Here is a 17,449-nt window from a genome sequence, read left to right as displayed (position 1 = left end):
AACATTCGTTTTTTTCATTTTCTGACTACAGAAAAAAGAGCATGAAAGGGAACAGGGGGAGAGTAAAGATACCCCTGTTGCCGCCTAATCCCGCGTAAAGTCAGCCATGCCGCCCTGATGCGCTTTACCGCCAGGCTTGCGCCTGAAAAAGAGTGCCGCAGCCTGAGCTGGAACGCTGAAAAAATCCAACTATCGCGCTAACCTTTTTGATTACCTCGGGTGGAAGGGCAGATGACAGCATTGTGAATGCTGCGCTCAGTGGTAAGGCCTGAGCAAACCTGCCTGTACTTCGCTGCACTACTGGTTAAGCTATTGCGCATAGAAGCTTCGACCAGCCGCAGACCTTGCAGAATGCAAAACAGCACCTGTGATGTGCCCTGTGCGGCGTGGTGTTACAAACCTCACTTCAGAAACATCTCTCCTTATTGTCGTCATCGTCTCATTGGTCTTTTTCCCATAAAGCGGATATTTGCCAGCCGCAGCAGTTGCTCGCCTGAAAACAAATTTCTGACTGGCCAAAAGAGGGGCTGGTGAATGACGCACAGTGAAATAACAAAAATAATTAATGTTTTTTCAGAAAGCAGCCGATTAAGGAATTTGCCTTAACGGTTCAAAGCTGCGAGCAAAAAGGGGTAAGAAACCCGCGGCTTCGCATGAGCCGCCGCGCAGGCTTTCGCCAGTGTTCCGGGGCTTGTACCCCGCAGGTGAGTATAGAAGCGCAGCAGCCGTGCTACGAAAAGAACGGCGCTGCTGTACAGGGATTACCTTTATGGATATGGAACTGAAATGAAAAAAAGCACCGTTGCAGTGATGATGATGGCGACTCTGTCAGGCGGAGCCTGTGCAGATGCAGGTCGATTTTTACCGAATTTTTCTCCGGAAAGCTTTACTGTGTCGACGTCAGCCGGGATGCTGAGTGGCAAATCTCATGAGATGGTTTACGACACCGAAACAGGCCGCAAAGTCAGTCAGCTGGACTGGAAAATAAAGAATGTTGCTATTCTCAAAGGCGAGTTATCCTGGGATGCATACTCATTTCTGACGCTGAATGCGCGAGGCTGGACTTCACTGGCTTCTGGTTCGGGTCACATGGATGACTATGACTGGCTCGATGACAACCAGTCTGACTGGACGGACCATTCATCCCATCCCCGCACAGATGTTAATTACGCCAATGAATACGATCTCAATGTAAAAGGCTGGGCATTACAGGGCGATAACTATAAAGCCGGACTGACAGCTGGTTATCAGGAAACCCGTTTAAGCTGGACAGCTTTTGGCGGTTCATATAATTACGATAACGGCGCTTCTACGGGTGATTTCCCAAGAGGCGAGCGCGGTATTGGCTATAGCCAGCGTTTTTCCATGCCGTATATTGGTCTTGCGGGCCAGTATCGTATAAACGACTTTGAATTTAACGCCTTATTTAAATTCAGTGACTGGGTGCGGGCACACGATAATGACGAGCATTACATGCGCGATCTTACCTTCCGTGAGAAAGCGACTAATTCGCGGTACTACGGAACATCAGTAGATGCTGGCTATTATGTAACGCCAAATGCCAAAGTATTTGCCGAATTCACTTACAGCAAATATGAAGAAGGCAAAGGCAGCACTCAGATTATTGACAGAGTCTCCGGTGAATCAGCATCCATTGGTGGAGATGCGGCTGGTATATCGAATAAAAACTATACCATTACAGCCGGTCTGCAATATCGCTTCTGATTCGATCCTGTACGCCAGATGATAATGTAACGTTAAGCCCCTTAGGGGCTTTTTGATAGTGTTAGCAAAAAAAATATCAATGCTACGTCTGTATATAAATTCATAATTAAATCAATACTATAAACTGTTTAAATAATGTTCAGTCCGGCAGTTCTGCCTTTTTTAAAATTAATTACAAATCTTATTAATCAGATAAATATCGTTAAATGTCATTCCCGTTTGCTGATAGCGTCCAGCATAACGCATCTTAGGAAGAGAAAAAAATGCCGGTCATCCCGAAAGTTATGAAAATTGCTACGTTTTTCACCATTATTTTCCTCACTGGCTGTTCCACGCTGTTACCCCTTAATTACACAGATTACGAAGGTCAAGATGCAGCGACGGTGGTGGCCATCAATCCAGAGGGATTTGTGGGTACATTTTATCTTTCGGTCTATGAGAAGAAAGGCACCTGTTATGACAGGGTTGATCGCCATCAGCTGGAATCAAATCTTATCCCCTCCGCAGGGCACGTTATGACCGCAAAGGTCAAGCCTGGCAGGCTCATGGCTTTTCAGCAGCTCAACACGATAATGAGCCATTACGATGCACACGGAAAAAAAACGAAATTCCCGGAAAGCTATTTGCTCTCACAATGGGTTCCATTTATTCCACAGCCAGGCAAACGCTACTTTCTTGATACTAAATATGGTCCCCGGGAGATTTCGTCGGATTATACCATTACTGTTAATTCAGACCCGGCCAGAATTGCGTCTGATTTCAAAACGCTACCTCAGAATAACTGGGACGCCAGAAATCGTTGTCAGCATCTTATAGGCGGCAGCTAATCATGATTCAACTATCGCTGTAACATCGTCACACTGAAGACATGATATGTAATCGGCCAGTATCGCTGACCAGGGAAGGGTTTGAGCATTTCTGCCACTTTCGCAGAGGATATGGATAGCCTTTAGAAAAGACGGGCGTATGAATCCGCCAGGGACCACCTTTCTGACCAGACTCCTCATCTGAAACGTGTCTGATTAAGCACACCTGAACGCGCCAGTTCTTCTGTCAGAGCTGGCGCCATCAGGTGATCAGCCTTTTCATTCCGCCTGCTATCAGCTCTGCCACTGCAACTGGCGGATGATGTCAGGGCTACAATTTGCGGAAAAATTAGTGAGGTGGCTGCATCAATCCTGTAAGCGAGACAGGCTGGAAAACTCCAGAAATATATCTTTTAAATTCAATAATATGAATTCGCTATAATAAACATTATACAGCGATTTGCTTTCCTTTTTGCCTCGGAAAACGCTGACTTTTTCCCGACATGCCTGCCAGATTGCTAAAAAGCTGCTAAACCTTAAGACACAGATACGCGCGTAAAGATTAGGGTTATCACGATTTTCCCCGATTTAACTCCCGTCAGAACTAAACCTATAAAAAAACCATCTTTTGGCCCCCAACAATGGGAAGCAGACAATGTCGGAAAAAATATCGCTAACAATGCAGGTTAATGGTCAGTCGCAACAGATGCAGGTCGATTCACGGGTCACATTGCTCGACGCACTGCGTGAGCATCTTAATCTGACCGGCACCAAAAAAGGGTGCGATCAGGGACAGTGCGGTGCCTGCACCGTACTGATTAATGGTCAGCGGGTGCTGAGCTGCCTGACGCTGGCGGCCCAGGCGGATGGTGCTGACGTCACCAGCATTGAAGGGCTGGCCTCCACTGACGGTGACCTGCATCCGGTGCAGCGCTGCTTTATGGAGAATGATGCCTTCCAGTGTGGCTACTGCACGCCGGGTCAGATCATGTCCGCCGTCGCCTGCATCAAAGAGGGCCATGCCGGTTCGGACGATGAGATCCGTGAATATATGAGCGGCAACCTCTGCCGTTGCGGTGCTTATCCACACATTGTCGATGCGATTAAACAGGCCGCTGCTGAGATGGCGAAGGAGTCCGCATGAATGAATTCAGCTGGAAAGTTGCGCAGTCTCCCCAGGAAGCCGCAGCCCTGAAACAGCAATCCGGTAGCCAGTTGCTGGCGGGCGGCACCACACAGCTCGATCTGATGAAGTGTGGGGTCTTCACGCCACCGCAGTTAATCGGCATCAGCGGGATAACGGCGCTGAAAAACCTGCAATTTGACGACGAAAAAATCACTGCCGGTGCACTGGTGACCATGAGCCAATTGGCCGACCATCCCGCCTGCCAGCAGAATGCGCCTGCCATCTATGGCAGCCTGTGGCAGGCTGCATCCCCGCAGATTCGTAATATGGCGTCGCTGGGTGGAAATTTACGTCAGCGCACCCGATGTAACTACTACCGTGACCCGGCAACGTTCCCGGCCTGCAACAAACGCAATCCCGGTTCCGGCTGCGCCGCACGGGATGGCGTTAACAGCAATCATGCGATTCTGGGTGCCAGCGACAGCTGCATTGCGGTCTATCCCGGCGATCTGGCGGTTGCGCTGGTGGCGTTTGACGCCATCGTCGTTCTGCAGAATCAGCGGGGGGACATCCGTCGCATCCCAATTGATGACTTTTTCCTGCTGCCGGGTGATACGCCTGACCGTGAGCACGATCTGCGCGATGACGAGATCATTGTGGCCATTGACGTGCCGCAAACCGAGTCACTCCGCCACTCACACTACCTCAAAGTGCGTGACCGCAGCTCCTATGAGTTTGCAGCAGCCAGCGCGGCCGCAGGCTTTACCCTGGAAAACGGCGTGATGCGTGACGTGCATATCGCGCTCGGCGGCGTTGCGACCAAACCCTGGCGCGTCCGATCGGTAGAGCAGGCGCTGGAAGGCCAGCCGTTTAATGAAGAGACGGTGTTTCAGGCAGCAGAGCAGATTACTCAGGAGACGCAGGCGCTGACCCACAACGCCTATAAAGTAAAACTGGCGCCACGAGTGATTGCACGCGCGCTGATGGCAGCAGGAGAAACCTCATGAGTGAAGTAAACGACAAAGCGCGTCCGGATGTGATCAACGCCAGCTCAGCGACAGACACCCAGATTGAAGGCTTGGGCGCTCCCCGCGCGCGTGGCGATGGCAAAGTAAAAGTCACCGGTGAGGCGCGTTATGCGGTTGAATATCAGCCGGAAAATCTACTTTACGGCGTGGTAATCCAGTCTACCGTCGCCAGCGGTCGCATCAGCCGTATGGCGACGGAAAAGGCGCAGCAGGCCGCAGGTGTGCTGGCGGTCTATACCCATCTGAACACGCTGAAAATCAACAAGCCCACGGCGATTGCCGATGGCGGCGCGGCGCAGTCAACCTACACCCCGATTCAGGACGATGTGATTATTCACAACGGTCAGAACATTGGTCTGGTTGTCGCCGAAACGTTTGAACAGGCGACCTATGCCGCCTCGCTGGTGGAGATTGAGTATGAAACGTCTGATGCACTGATTTTTGCCACCGATGAGGGCGTTGAACCTAAACCGCTCCCGAAGCAGGATATCGATATGGGCGATGCTCAGGCGGCGATGCAGCAGGCCGAGGTGCGTCTGAGCCAGCGTTACACCACCCCGCGTGAATACAACATGCCAATGGAGCCGCACGCCTGTGTGGCGGAGTGGCAGGATGGGCGCATTACCGTCTGGGAGCCGAGCCAGTGGGTCGCCGGCGCGCAGGTGGAGATTGCCGAGTGGATGGGCATTGAGGTGGAAAACGTGCGGATCATCTCACCGTATGTCGGTGGGGGATTTGGCTCTAAGCCGGTGCCTTACACCCACGTTGCACTGGCGACAGTCGCCTCGCGGGCACTGAAGCGCCCAGTCAAAGTGTCACTGACCCGTCCGCAGACTTTCACCGGTCTTGGCGGGCGTCCGGCGACCTCGCAGCAGCTGGAACTGGGCGCATCGCGCGACGGCAAAATCCAGGCGATTATCCAGCGCAGCTTCAGTGAAACGTCACTCATCGACGTTTTTGCCGAGAACTGCAGCAAAGTTACCGCCCGCATGTATGCGGTAGGCAATGTCTCCGCCCGGCATCAGGTCAGGCCAATCAATACCGTAACGCCAGGCTGGATGCGCGCGCCTGGTGAAAACCCAAGCGCCTTTGGACTGGAAGTGGCGATGGATGAGATGGCCTATGCCCTGAACATCGATCCGCTGGAACTGCGTCTGCGTAACTGGGCAGATAAAGATTATCAGCTCGATCTGCCGTGGAGCTCGCGCCGTCTGAAAGAAGCCTATCAGAAAGGCGCTGAAGCTTTTGGCTGGGACAAGCGCATCATGGCGCCGCGTTCAATGCGTGAAGGGCGTGAACTGATTGGCTGGGGCATGGCCTCCGGCACCTATCCGGTCAACAAACTGCCCGCCGAGGCGAAAATCATCCTGACGCCGCAGGGAACATTTGTGGTGCAGTGCGGCGGCGCAGATATCGGCACCGGAACCTATACCATCCTGGCGCAGACCGCTGCCGATATTCTGGGTGTCGCCTCCACCACCATAGAAGTGCAGCTGGGTGACACCGAGCTGCCGCGCGCAGGTGTAGCGGGCGGATCGCAGCTGGCAGGTAACGTAACCGCCGCGGTGGACGACACCGCTAAACGGATGCGCGACCAGCTGCTGAAGCTGGCCAGCGAACTACCTCAGTCGCCATTAAAAGGCACACCTGCGTCTCAGCTCACGCTGAAAGGCGATGGGGTGCAGCACATGCAGCGCAGCGACCGGGTCGTGTCATACGCGGAACTGGCCAGCCTGGCACCGGCAGAGAGTCTGGCGGTGAAAGGCGGCACGTTCCCGGATGATATGTCAGAAAGTGACCGCGACAAGATGGTGCGTAATCTTAATGACGGCACCCGTCCTGAAAAATTCTCTGCTCACAGCTGGAGTGCGCAATTTGTTGAGGTCCGGGTCGATGAGGATTTCGGTACCATCCGGGTTAAACGGATGGTGGCAGCGCTCGACAGCGGTCGTCTCTATAACCCGAAACTGGCGCGTAGCCAGTGGATTGGCGGCATGATCATGGGTGTGGGTCAGGCGCTAATGGAGGAGGGCATCATCGATCCGCGTAACGGTCGGGTAATTAACAATAACCTCGCAGACTACTTAGTGCCGGTTAATGGCGACATCCCGAGCATTACCACCATCAACGTCGGCGAACCCGACTTTGAGGCGACCACGATGGGCGGTAAACCGGTGGGTGAACTGGGTATCGTCGGCGTTGCGGCAGCGATCAGTAATGCGGTATTCCATGCCACCGGCAAGCGCGTACGCGACCTGCCGATAACGCTCGACAAGCTTATCTGAACCGGTTCCTGACCTGCTGCCAGCAGGTCAGACTCAGGTCATGCGGGCGCGGGCTAAAGCCTGCGCCCGTTTTTCACGTATAGCGGAGAACGAGAGTGAAGATAGCGCTGATTGTACTGGCCGCCGGGCTGAGTCAACGTTTTCGCCAGCAGGGGGGCGAGCATAAGCTGCTGGCTGACCTTGAAGGCAAACCGGTGCTGCAGCGCACGCTGGATCAGGCCGCTGCCAGCGGGCTTGACCTGTTCGTGGTGACCCGTCCCGACGCCCTGGCAATCCAGGCATTCTGTACGCGGGCGACTGTCGTGCTGTGCGACAGCGGTGGGCTGGGCGAGTCCATCGCGGCGGGCGTTAACGCCAGCCGTGACTACGACGGCTGGCTGATTGCGCTGGGCGATATGCCGTTTGTGACGCCTGAAAGTTACCGTGCCATCAGTGCTGCGCTGGTGGATTCGCCCATCGTCAGGCCAGTCATTGAGGGAAAACCGGGCCATCCGGTGGGTTTTCAGAATCACTCTTTTCCCATGCTGAGCACGTTACAGGGCGATGCCGGACCACAGGCGATAGTAAGGTCACAGGCTGTCCGGCTGCCGCTTCACGATCGCGGCTGCCTTTGTGATATCGATTTCCCTGCCGATCTGCAGCTGATAAAGGAATTTTCATGATAACGCTGGATCAACGCGTGATTAATGCGGCACTGAGCAGTTGCCAGGCGGGCCAGCAGGTCTGGCTCTGCACGGTGCTGCGCACCTATGGCTCTTCGCCCCGCGCACCCGGGACACTCATGACGGTTAACGAAACCGGCGCATACTGCGGATCGCTGTCGGGCGGCTGCATCGAAGAGGACTTTCTGGCACAGCTGGCGGCAGGGGCGTATCGCGCCAGCAGTCAGCGGGTACGCTATGGCGAGGGCGGGATGCGTCCTGACGTCAGCCTGCCGTGCGGCGGCAGTCTGGAAATCGTCATAGAATTTCTGCCGCCTGATGACGCCACGCTGGCGCTGCTGACGGCGATGCAGCGCGCGCTGAGCGGGCAACAGCCGCTGGTAAAACTGATACGCCCGGGCGCGCGTGCGCAGTGGGAGGCGATTGCCGCCGACAGGAGGCTGCCCGCACTGGATGCCAGCGAGCAACAGTTGTTACTGCCGGTGGGCGCGATACCGGAACTCCTGATCGCGGGCTACTCCAGCGTGGCACATGAGTGCATCCGGCTGGGGCAGATACTGGGCTTTCACGTGCGGGTCTGTGAGCACCGACCGGAAATGCGGACGGAGCTGGAAAGTCACTTCAGCGACGCGGATAACGTGACGCTGGTATCACAGCATCCGGCGCGCTGGCTGGAACTGAACGGGGCGCACGCCGCGGTAGCCATTGTGGCACTGACCCACGATCCCCGCATTGATGATCTGACGATGATGGAGGCGATTGCCACACCCGCGTTCTACATCGGCATCATGGGTTCGGCGAAAAACAGCGAGAAACGACGGGCGCGACTGCAACAGATCGCCGGAATGGATCGGGCCGAACTGGACCGCATCCATGCGCCCATCGGCCTGCCCATCGGCAGCAAGACTCCGGCAGAGATTGCGCTGTCGGTCATGGCCGATATCGTCCGGGTGAAGAATAGCGCGCAGTCAGCCGTCTGATCCCGGCGTCTTCTCGGGCGCCAGCCGATAAAGATAGCTGCCTGAAAAGGGTATCGGCAGGAAATCACGGAACAGCTGCTGTAACGTCTGTTCGGGATCGACGTCGCGGAACAGTTGCGGGTAGAGCGTGGCAGCAAAGAATTCGGTCGCTACGACGTGCCACGGGCTGAGATAAAAATTGTGCCAGATAACTCCGGCATGACCGTCGCGCAGCGCGGTGAGCTGCTTCAGCGCATTCTGCTGACTGGTCAGTGCGAGCAGGCTTTGCCGGGTCTGCGCTGTTGTGACGGCGGGGCCGAGTTTTAAGGCTCCCGCTTCATCGGCGCTGCCGGTGCCGGTGGCAAAGTAGTAATCCGGCTGTGCCGCAATCACACTCTCCTCACTCAGCCGTCCGAATACGCCTTTGATCTGCTGGCTGGCGATGTTATTGCCACCAGCAAACGTCAGTAGCTCACCCAGATTGCCATTCACCGAGGTGACGCAGCACTCGCTGCGTCGTCCAAGATGTAACTGCAACAGCACGGACGGTTTCGGACCGTGATAATCCGCCAGCCGACTCGAAATGCGCTGCATGTGGCTGCGGTAGAAGTGATTAAACTGAGCCGCGCGCTGTGGCTGATTGAGCACCTCACCCAGCAAAGTGATGCTGCGCTCAGTGTTTTTCAGCAGATTAACCCGCAGATCGATCTTCACCACCGGAATATGCGCCGCAGCGAGCATCTTCTCCAGCACGGCAACGTTTTCACTGTCGCGCGCCAGCTGCGGCAGGATCACCACATCCGGCTTAAGTGCGATCACCTGTTCGGGATTCATATCGTTAACGCCATCCAGCCCCACGACCGGAATCGTCTCCATCTGCGGGAACTGGCGCGCAAAAACCTGCCAGGTCTGAGGATCGTACTTTTTCAGATCCTGCGGCCAGCCAGCAATATGCTGCAGCGGATTACCGGGCATCAGAAGTGCGACGCTGTAGAGCATCCGGCTTTCACCCAGCATAATGCGCTGCGGATGGTCGGGAATCGTGACCTGGCGACCGGTGATGTCGGTCAGCGTGCGGGAATGTGCACACGCGCTGACCAGCATCACAGTGATCGTCAGCAGCACTGAGCGTAGCGAGTTAAAATTCCACACGGGCCTGTACCATCAGATTACGGGTTTCGCCTTCACGGACGCGCAGATTGCCGCCGCTTGAACTGTAGTAGTGCTGATTAAACAGATTATTGATATTCAGACGCAGCTGGGTTTTTTCACCAAACAGCCGGTTGTTCCACGCTACGAAGCTGTCTGCCACTACATAGTCGGGCAGGGTGAAACTGTTATCGGGATCGCCCGCACGGCTGCCGACATAGCGCGTACCGCCGCCGAGCCGGAACGTGCCGGGCAGGCCACTGACCTGCAGCTCATGACTCAGGTAAAGCGCACCGGCATGACGCGGCGCATTCTGCAGCCGATTGCCATTGTTATCCGGATTCACCCGATCGCTGACGATCTCTGCCTGATCATAGCTGTAGTTCGCACTCAAATCCCAGCCGGGTGCAATTTCGCCATTCAGCTCAAACTCAGCGCCGGTCGATCGGGCTTTATCAATGGCCCGCGTGCTGCCATTAATATTCAGCGACATCGCTTTTTCATCAATCCGGTAGAGCGCCACTGTTGCCAGCAGTTTTGGCGATAGCTGCCATTTGCTGCCGACTTCCCAGCTGGTGCCCTGCTCCGGCTTGCCGACATTGCCATCATCATCCACGTCGGTTGACGGCGTGAACGACTTGCTGACGCTGGTGTAGAAAGAGAGGTCAGGCGTGAGTTTGTAGATCACCCCGGCCTGTGGCAGAAACTTATTGCCCTCATCGTTCAGGATTTCTGACTGGGGATTAACGCCGCGGGAGGCGCGCTGTTCATAATGCTGATAACGGCCGCCCAGCACCACAATCCAGTCCTGTGTGAGTGAAATAGTGTCTTTGGCGTAGAGCGATCGGCTATGAATACGGTTCAGGTTATTGGCTGCTGCGCTATTTTCGGTGCTGGTGTCCGTGACCGGTGACAGGATGTCATAGTCGGGATTGAAGTAGTTGAACTGGCGGTTAACCTTGCCCTGATACTGATGGGCGCGATAAGTCTGATTCATCTCATAGTCGGTGCCTGCCACCAGCGCGTGCTGCATGCCCAGAATCTCCGGATTGCCCAGCAGATCCCAGCTCACATATTTGGTTTTGTGGTTAAACCCACGGTTGGCATCGGCACGACGTGTTACTACGCCAGTGCTGGCATTGACCGCCGTTACGCGCACCTCATCGTTGTCATAACGCCGCTGATTCCAGCCCAGGGTGAGCCGGGTGCGCCACTCATCATTAAACTGCCAGTCATAGTGGGCATTCAGGGTTTTGTTGTGACCCCAGGCGTGATTAGCTTTGTCATCCAGACGATCTTTGTAAGCAATATCGATCGGCTTGCCGTCGATAAAGGCCGTGCCGCGGTCGTAGGGAATGTCATAACGGTAGTCGGCATAGCTGATCAGAAAGCTGGCCTGCTCGCCAAACCATTGCAGAGAGGGTGCCAGCAGCGTGTGTTCTTCGCTGCCAAAGTTGCGCCAGTAATCCTGATTCTGCTTTTCGGCGATCAGCCGGAAGGCAAAGCCATTGCCCAGCGGGCCGGTGACATCCAGCGTGCCTGCACCGCCGCCTTCACTGGCGTTGCGTCCGCTAACGCTGGAGTGCCAGCTGTATTGCGGCTTTTTGCTGACCACATTGATAATGCCACCCGGATTCTGAATGCCGTAGAGCAGCGAAGAGGAGCCTTTCAGCACCTCAACTCGTTCGGTTGTGGCATCAAAATTGAGTCCCTGACTGCTGCGAATGCCATCCCGGTAGACCGACCCATCGGCATTACTGCCAAAACCGCGTCGAACGAAGCCATCTTCGGTGCCAGCCAGCGTGTTAGCTTCTGAAACGCCGCTGACAAAGCGCATCGCATCCGCCAATGAGCTTGCCTGGTAATCGTCCAGTTGCTGCTGCGTGACCACGCTGACCGACTGCACCTCATCAAGCCGAGCGGTTGGCATTTTACTGGCGACGCTGCTCTCGCTGGCGCTGTAATTTCCCTCTGAGTCAGCATCGGCGGTCACGGTCATATCCGGTGCTGTGTTGGCTGCTGCGCTGACCTGTGGCAGCATCATGCTGCCGCAAATTGCCACGACCAGAGCGGGGTGTCGGGCCGGATATCGTGAGTCTTTGTTTTTCATTTTTCTTTTCGTATCTGTTACTGGCAGTTTCTGAAGCAAATTCGCTCTGATGACTGGCTGTCATACAGGGCTTCCCTGGAGGTGGTCTGCAATATGCAGCGCTTTAAGCAGAAGAGAACGGCATTCGGGTTCAGACATCATTGCGCTGACCGGACGACAATGCTTCTCATCTGTAATTGAGAATCATTCAAACATCCAACAAAGTAGTAGTAAACATAATTTGAACAGAATTTACTACATTTCTGCTGTATCGATATTTACTGACTTACAGTCCAGGTGATGAGTTTATTTCGTTGAAAATAATGATTATTATTTCATGGCGAGATGACAGGATACGCTTAAATCCCTATCATTTGCAGGTCAAACTCAGAATAGAATTACGCTTTCACTACAATTTCTGACCGTGGAATATCCTCCATTAATCAGATCGGTAATCAGCCTTTCGGACCTTAAACACCAGCAGCAGGAACAGCATGAAACAGAACCGGCCAGTTAAAAACAGAGTGGATGTGGTGGCAGAGCGTCTGCGCGCCCGCGAAAAGCAGCTTTCTCCTCGTCTGCTGGCTGTGGCACGTTATATCGATCAACAGCGCGAAACGGTGCTCGAAAGTACTGCGATGGAGATCGCCGTCGCGAATCACACGTCTGATGCCACCGTGATCCGCGCCATTCAGGCGCTCGGATTCAGCGGACTGCGCGATCTCAAACAGACGCTCAGAGCCTGGTTTGGTCCCTCGCTGACCTCGGAAGATAAGATGTTCACTACTGTCAGTGAGGTGACCAGTGACGTAAACAGTGCCATCGACTTTGTACTGGCGGGCCACCGGCACGCCTGTGAGGTGCTGTCGCAGCCGCAGAACCGGGTGGCGGTGGCAGACGCCGTGGCGCTGCTGAGTGAAGCGCGGGAAGTGGCTATTTTTGGCATTAACGCCTCAGGGATTCTGGCGGACTACAGCGTGCGGCTGCTGAACCGTATCGGTCTGCCCGCCTTTTCGCTTAATCGCGCCGGCATTGCGCTGGCAGAGCAGATGCTGGCGCTGCAGCGTGGCGACGTGCTGATAATGATGGCGCAGCAATCGGCGCACCGGGAAGGGACCACCGTGGTGCGCGAAGCGAAACGGCTGAATATCCCGATTATCCTGCTGACCAACGCCACCGACTCTTTTTTTGCGCGTGAGGCGGATGTGGTGATCAACGTGCCTCGCGGTGGTGAGAAGGGGCGCATTCCGCTGCACGGCACCATAATGGTCTGTCTGGAGATGCTAATCCTGTCAGTTGCTTCGACGCTGCCGCAGCGCACCGTTAAAACCATGAAACGGCTACAGGATCTCTATCGCGGGCTGAAACCCGCCAGCAAAAAGTAATCTGCAGGATTAAGCCGTGACCGGAATTTTCCGGTAAAAACGGGCTCACCTTTAAGTCAAATTTTCCCGCTTTGCGAGCGCGATCGCGTCTTTTCATCAGCCCGTTTATCAGGGCGACTACGCTTACAGCGTGCTGCGCCTCCGGGTGCGGCTTTTACTCTTTCTCACTTTACTTTTTTTGTGCGGAGCTGCTGATGAAACCCCTTCACGCGCAATACCTTTTCTGTTGTGCCACCCTGAGCCTCCTGTCGCCGCTGCCTGCGATGGCATGGAGTGACCTTACCGTATTTGGTGACAGCCTGAGTGATGGCGGCAACGTAGGACGCTTTACTTATGATGGTGCGACCCATCCGCTCTATGACGAGATCGTAGCGCAGTCGCTGGGTGACACTCTGCGCCCCTCATCCCAGGGCGGAAGCAACTATGCCGAAGGTGGCGCCGTTGCGGTACCGGCGATAAATCCCATGTTTAATACGCAGGATCAGCTGGATAATTACCTTGCGACGCGCGACGGACGAGCCGATTCTGACGGACTCTATATTCACTGGATTGGCGGCAATGACTTAGCGGCGGCAGCCCTTGCGCCGCTCGCTGCACAGCAGATCGTGGATAACAGTGCCAGTGCCGCGGCCTCACAGGTCAGTCGTTTGCTGGATGCCGGGGCCGGCACGGTCATCGTTCCGACGGTGCCAAACGTCGGAGCGACGCCCGCGCTGCTTCAGGCGATTCTGCAGGTGCTGGGGCCGGCCGCCCAGCCTGCCACGGCGGCGCTGTTTCAGTCGCTGAGTACCACCGCCACGCCTGACCGCGCCGCCAGAGAGCAGGCAATTGAAACCGCGCTTAACGAAGCAGCTGGTCAGGTCACTTCTATTCCGCTGATCCGCGATGCGCTTGCACAACAGCTGTTTGCCGCCTGGCAGTTGCTGAGTCAGGAGGCGGCAGCCCTCACCGACCGTTACAACCAGGCTGAAGAGCAGGGGCTGGTGGCGGCACGCGGCAATATCGCGCGGGTGGATATCAATGGCCTGTTTAATGAGGTGATCGATAACCCGCGCCTGTATGGACTCAGCAACACGGCCGGCATGGCCTGTCCGCCCGGCGTCTCATCAATGGACTGCACCGCCTCAACGCCAGGATTTTCACAATCGCAACAGTATCTGTTTGCCGACCGGTTGCATCCCAGCCCGGCAGTGCATGCGCTGATCGCCGATTATATTGAGTCGGTGCTGAGTGCGCCGCTGCAGGTGGCCGCGCTGAGTCAGGCACCATCGATGCTGGTGGGGGATGCGCAGAATACGCTGGATGGACATCTGCAACAGCAGCGTCAGCAGCCCGCCAGCGCCGGAGAGTTTACGGTTTTCGGTGGCTATGCCGGACAGCAGCGAGATTTCCGCAGCGACAGCCTGCTGGACGGTGATGCAACAAGCGCTACCGGCACCGTAGGAGTGGGCTATCAGCTGTCCGATCACTGGCAGGCCGGTGCAATGCTCTCCACTACCTCGCAACGGCAGGATCCCTCGTCGCGCTTTGATTATCGTTTACGCGGCAATCTGGTGGCGCTGTGGAGCCAATTAAATTATCTGGATCGAGGATGGATTAATGCAGATGCCCATTATGCCGATCTGAACTTTGATGATATTGAGCGTAAGGTCAGGCTGGGACCGGCGACCCGTACGGAGAAGGGCAGCAGCGACGGCAAAGTGCTGGGGATGCGGGTGCAGACCGGCTGGGACTTACCGCTGGGCCGCTATGTCTCCACCGGCCCGATGGCCAGCTATGCGCTCGACTACACCCAGATTGATGGCTACAGAGAAGAAGGGAACAGCAGCACCTCGATGCGCTTTGGCGACCAGACACTGCATTCTCAAATCGGGTCAGTTGGCTGGCGTATCGACAGTAAAGATTTAGTGATTAATCCCTGGGCGCAGGTCAGTTACAACCATCAGTTCGGCGACAGCGACTCTGCTGTTACCGCCGGACTGAAATCGACCCGCACTGCCTTTACCCGCAGCAGTGGCTCACGGGATGATAACTGGATCAATATGGCTCTGGGCGCAAGCGTGCCCATTGGCACATCGGTGAACGCATTTGCTGGCGTTTCATCGGTGACAGGTAACAGCGACTATCACCAGGTGACATGGAACGTCGGACTTAACGCCCGTTTTTAAATGATAGCTGTATCAAAAGGCCGTGCAGAGATCGTCTACCGCTGTCTGAAATGGTGCGGCAGACGATGTTGCGCGTTATTCATTACGCCGCGGCGACGGAGCGTTAAACTCGCCCTGGCGTGTGGTTTTCACGCTTCGATCAGTGCCGCCTGCGCCTCCAGCTCACGAACGCGCGGTATTACTTCGCGACCAAAGAACTCCACCTCTTCGTGAAAGTGCAGAAACGCCAGCAGCAGCAGATCGACACCGGCCTGCTTAAGTTCGATAATCCGTTCAGCAATCTGCTGGGGGGGGCCAATCAGATTGGTTTTGAAGCCGTCGTTGTACTGCACCAGATCTTCAAACGACGATTTCGCCCAGTTTCCCTCTCCTTCAGGTGAGGCACTGCCTGCATTTTTGACCTCATGCTGGAAGCCTTTCACCGCATCCGGGTTGGCTTTGCTGATGATCTCCTGAAGCACCGCCTGCGCCTGCTGTTCACTTTCACGCGCAATCACAAATCCATTCAGTCCGACTCTGACCTGATGTTGATTGCGTGCTGCTTTTTCACGGATATCCGCGATCTGCAGACGGACACCGTCCGGCGTATTCCCATTAGTGAAATACCAGTCTGACACCCGGGAAGCCATGTCACGCGCCGCACGTGAGCTGCCACCCTGGAAAATTTCCGGTAACGGAGACAGTGGCTTAGGTTTCATGGCGTAATCGCGAAAGCGATAAAAATCACCTGCAAAGGTAAAGTTCTCTTCGCGCCAGATGCCTTGCAGGCAGCGAATAAACTCTTCGGAACGCAGATAGCGCTCTTCGTGATCGAGCCAGGGTTCACCAATCGCTTTGAATTCGCCCCGGAACCAGCCGCTGACAATGTTAACGGCGATACGTGGCCCATAGAGATGGCTGATGGTGGCGATCTGCTTTGCGGCTAATACCGGATTCCACGGGCCAGGCAGCAGCGCGGCGATCACTTTTAACTTCGAGGTGTGACTGAGCAGATCCTGCGAGAAGGTGACGGATTCATGCTGATTGTCTGCGCCATACCCGGCAGTAAACCGGATCTGCGTCAGCGCATAATCAAAACCCGCCTGTTCGGCGATTTGCGCCAGTTTACGGTTGTAGGCAGCATCCCAGCGGGTTCGCTGTTCTATCTGACTGATCACCAGTCCGCCCGAGACATTCGGCACCCAGTAGGCGAACTGTAAAGGTTGGTTCAGTGACATGGTTTTCTCCTGGCATATAGCTGGATTAATGGAATAGTTAATTTTTCCAAACTTTAAGATATAAAAGAAAAGGCTAAGCACTAACCGTGCCATAAAATAAGCTACTGTTTTTATGGAAGTAAACGGCTAAAGGCGAGCTGGGCGTGTTGCAAATGCGGCACGGTTGAAACAACCGGGTTGCTAATGCAGCAGCAATGCCTGGACAAATCGGTGAACGGTGAATGACTGCCATCACGCTATTGACATCAACAGTGCCAGAATGTCAGTTACCGGGAACGGGCTGTGATAACGTAGCGAAGCGCGACGCGATGAGAACCGGAGGGGATCATGATAGTCAGACAGGCATCGCCTGAAGAGGCGTATCGTTTATGGAATATCCGAAATCAGGCACTCCGCCATGGCTGCCAGCATGCTTATCCACCCGACGTGCTCGCCGCCTGGACGCCGGACCGCATGCCCGCCAGCTTTCCTGCGATGATCCGCGCCAATCCCTTCTTCGTGATTGATGGCCCGGACGGCGTGCCGGTTGCTACCGGATCGCTGGACCTTGCCGCCGCCAGCGTGGAAGCCATTTTTACCCTGCCCGCATTTACCGGACAGGGAATGGCTGGGCTGATCATCGACACCATCAAAGCGGAGGCGCTGCAGCGTGGCTACCACCGGTTGACACTCGCTTCGACGCCGAACGCCGTGGGCTTTTACCAGCAGCATGGCTTCCACCCGCTGGGCGAAAGTTTCTATCCGTCAAAGCTGGCGGGCAGCGATTTGCGCTGTACTGAGATGGCGATTGATCTGTGAATGCCCGCTGCCGTCAGGCTGGCAAAGCTGAGCAAAAGTTTCCGGTGCAAAG

13 protein-coding genes are annotated in these 17,449 nt (G+C 55.3%); 10 read left to right on the top strand and 3 right to left on the bottom strand.

Annotated features, from left to right (window positions below):
- Positions 1-786: 786 nt before the first annotated feature.
- From N1689_RS09075 to N1689_RS09045, 7 genes are all read left to right on the top strand, one after another.
- On the top strand, positions 787-1,725 hold the full coding sequence (locus N1689_RS09075) for an omptin family outer membrane protease (protein WP_260058644.1): 939 nt from the start codon (positions 787-789) through the stop codon (positions 1,723-1,725).
- 263 nt (positions 1,726-1,988) lie between these two features.
- Positions 1,989-2,552 carry a hypothetical protein gene (locus N1689_RS09070; RefSeq protein WP_161735693.1) on the top strand — a complete coding sequence of 188 codons (564 nt, stop codon included), beginning with the start codon at positions 1,989-1,991 and terminating at the stop codon, positions 2,550-2,552.
- A 658-nt stretch (positions 2,553-3,210) separates the two neighbouring features.
- A complete protein-coding gene (locus N1689_RS09065) occupies positions 3,211-3,675 on the top strand; it encodes a (2Fe-2S)-binding protein (RefSeq protein WP_161735753.1) in 465 nt (154 codons plus the stop codon).
- The gene (locus N1689_RS09060) at positions 3,672-4,664 is read left to right on the top strand and encodes a xanthine dehydrogenase family protein subunit M (protein WP_260058643.1); all 993 of its coding nucleotides are present in this window, start codon (positions 3,672-3,674) and stop codon (positions 4,662-4,664) included. Before N1689_RS09065 ends, N1689_RS09060 begins: the two co-directional genes overlap by 4 nt.
- Positions 4,661-6,970 (top strand): xanthine dehydrogenase family protein molybdopterin-binding subunit, encoded by a 2,310-nt coding sequence (locus N1689_RS09055; protein WP_260058642.1) that lies wholly within the window; start codon positions 4,661-4,663, stop codon positions 6,968-6,970. The genes N1689_RS09060 and N1689_RS09055 overlap by 4 nt, the downstream gene beginning before the upstream one ends.
- 95 nt (positions 6,971-7,065) lie before the next feature.
- Positions 7,066-7,632, top strand: a complete 567-nt coding sequence (locus N1689_RS09050) for an NTP transferase domain-containing protein (RefSeq protein WP_161735700.1) — start codon at positions 7,066-7,068, stop codon at positions 7,630-7,632.
- Positions 7,629-8,612: an XdhC family protein gene (locus tag N1689_RS09045; RefSeq protein ID WP_222925600.1), complete on the top strand. Its 984-nt coding sequence runs from the start codon at positions 7,629-7,631 to the stop codon at positions 8,610-8,612. The genes N1689_RS09050 and N1689_RS09045 overlap by 4 nt, the downstream gene beginning before the upstream one ends.
- Here the strand turns inward: N1689_RS09045 and N1689_RS09040 are convergent.
- Together N1689_RS09040 and N1689_RS09035 are read right to left on the bottom strand one after the other, a co-directional pair.
- Positions 8,601-9,695: an ABC transporter substrate-binding protein gene (locus N1689_RS09040; RefSeq protein ID WP_260058765.1), complete on the bottom strand. Its 1,095-nt coding sequence runs from the start codon at positions 9,693-9,695 to the stop codon at positions 8,601-8,603. The two genes, N1689_RS09045 and N1689_RS09040, sit on opposite strands and share 12 nt — an antisense overlap.
- Before the next feature lie 34 nt (positions 9,696-9,729).
- On the bottom strand, positions 9,730-11,850 hold the full coding sequence (locus tag N1689_RS09035) for a TonB-dependent siderophore receptor (protein WP_222925599.1): 2,121 nt from the start codon (positions 11,848-11,850) through the stop codon (positions 9,730-9,732).
- Positions 11,851-12,323: 473 nt separating this feature from the next.
- On the opposite strand from N1689_RS09035, the gene N1689_RS09030 reads away from it, so the two are divergent.
- A complete protein-coding gene (locus N1689_RS09030) occupies positions 12,324-13,214 on the top strand; it encodes a MurR/RpiR family transcriptional regulator (RefSeq protein WP_253417989.1) in 891 nt (296 codons plus the stop codon).
- Between the two features lie 194 nt (positions 13,215-13,408).
- Complete coding sequence (locus N1689_RS09025) at positions 13,409-15,382, top strand: autotransporter outer membrane beta-barrel domain-containing protein (RefSeq protein ID WP_222925597.1); 1,974 nt, start codon at positions 13,409-13,411, stop codon at positions 15,380-15,382.
- Positions 15,383-15,510: 128 nt separating this feature from the next.
- Here N1689_RS09025 and sfnG read toward each other — a convergent pair whose 3' ends face one another.
- Positions 15,511-16,599, bottom strand: a complete 1,089-nt coding sequence (sfnG, locus tag N1689_RS09020; protein ID WP_253417993.1) for a dimethylsulfone monooxygenase SfnG — start codon at positions 16,597-16,599, stop codon at positions 15,511-15,513.
- 327 nt (positions 16,600-16,926) lie between these two features.
- On the opposite strand from sfnG, the gene N1689_RS09015 reads away from it, so the two are divergent.
- Positions 16,927-17,397, top strand: a complete 471-nt coding sequence (locus N1689_RS09015; RefSeq protein WP_161735712.1) for a GNAT family N-acetyltransferase — start codon at positions 16,927-16,929, stop codon at positions 17,395-17,397.
- Positions 17,398-17,449 lie beyond the last annotated feature (52 nt).

The sequence above is a fragment of the Pantoea sp. XY16 genome, from assembly GCF_025153065.1.
Lineage (GTDB): Bacteria > Pseudomonadota > Gammaproteobacteria > Enterobacterales > Enterobacteriaceae > Pantoea > Pantoea alfalfae.
The sequence above is the reverse complement of the archived record's forward strand: the minus strand, read 5'-3'. Positions and strand labels throughout refer to the sequence as shown.